Annotated in this window: 1 protein-coding gene and 1 pseudogene; one reads left to right on the forward strand and one right to left on the reverse strand. The window is 60.6% G+C overall.

Annotated features, from left to right (window positions below; genetic code table 11):
* The coding region (locus A2I95_RS41640) for a UPF0262 family protein (protein ID WP_291738120.1) at positions 1 to 183 on the reverse strand (183 nt) is incomplete at its 3' end.
* 160 nt (positions 184 to 343) lie between these two features.
* Between A2I95_RS41640 and A2I95_RS41645 the strand changes: the two are divergent.
* A pseudogene (locus A2I95_RS41645) lies at positions 344 to 1,062 on the forward strand (SDR family oxidoreductase); the annotation flags it as partial.

Consider the following 1,062-nt stretch of genomic DNA (forward strand, 5'->3'; position numbering starts at 1 on the left):
GTCACGGATCGCCAGGCCCAGATGGTAGGGGCCGGCGGGCTGGTTATACCCTTCGCGAGGCGGCAAGGCGAAACTGTTGTCTTCGATCAGGTCGTAAATCGCCACCTTGCGCTCCTGCTCAATCTCAGGCGTCGGAGGCGGCAGGTTGCAGTCGTCAAGTTCGATATGGCTGATGCGGCTCATGGGTCTTTGTCTCTAATATGCGCTGAGGCGTCCGGCCATGACTATCGCACCGGCGTGCCTGGGGCAATGCAGCAGCAGGCGTCAATGATATGCCGGTTTGCGGCAGTGCTTGACAGGCCACGCCTGCACGAACAGCTTGCCAGCAACAGGAGACAGGATGATGACAGGGCTTAATCAGTTTTCCCTCAAAGGCCAGCGCGCGCTGGTGACCGGCTCCACAGACGGGCTGGGGTTTGCCGCTGCCCGCCTTCTGTCTGAAGCCGGGGCAGAGGTTTGGGTGAACGGACGCAATGAAAAGAGGGTGGCAGGAGCCTTGAGCCGGATGCCTGGAAAGGCCCGCGCATTGGTTCTGGATGTGGCTGATGAGGGATCTGCAATCACGGCATTCGAAGGCATCGCTGGTGAAGGCGGTCTCGACATTCTGGTCAATAATGTGGGGCAGCGGGACCGGCGCAGCCTAGCGGAATTCACGCGATCCGATCTGCAAGCGCTATGGGATGTTGATCTGATCGCCCCGTTCCGCCTTGCGCAATTGGCCGCCGCCCAAATGGCACCAAAGGGGTATGGCCGCATCATCAACATATCCTCGATTGCCGGTCTCATCGCCCAATCCGGGGATGCGGCCTATACAACAGCCAAAGCCGGTATCAACGGCATGACCAAGGCACTGGCGGCGGAGCTTGGCCCCAAAGGCATCACAGTGAATGCCATTGCCCCGGGTTTCTTCAAAACCAGCCCCAACATGTCCGCGGCCGCTGACCCGGAAATTGCAGTGAAATAGAAAAATGCCACCTCGCTCGGCCGCTGGGGCGAGCCTGAGGAGCTGGCGCCCGCCATCCTGTTCCTCGCCTCCCCTGCCGCGTCCTACATCACCGGGCA

The sequence above is a fragment of the Leisingera sp. F5 genome (genome assembly GCF_001593695.1).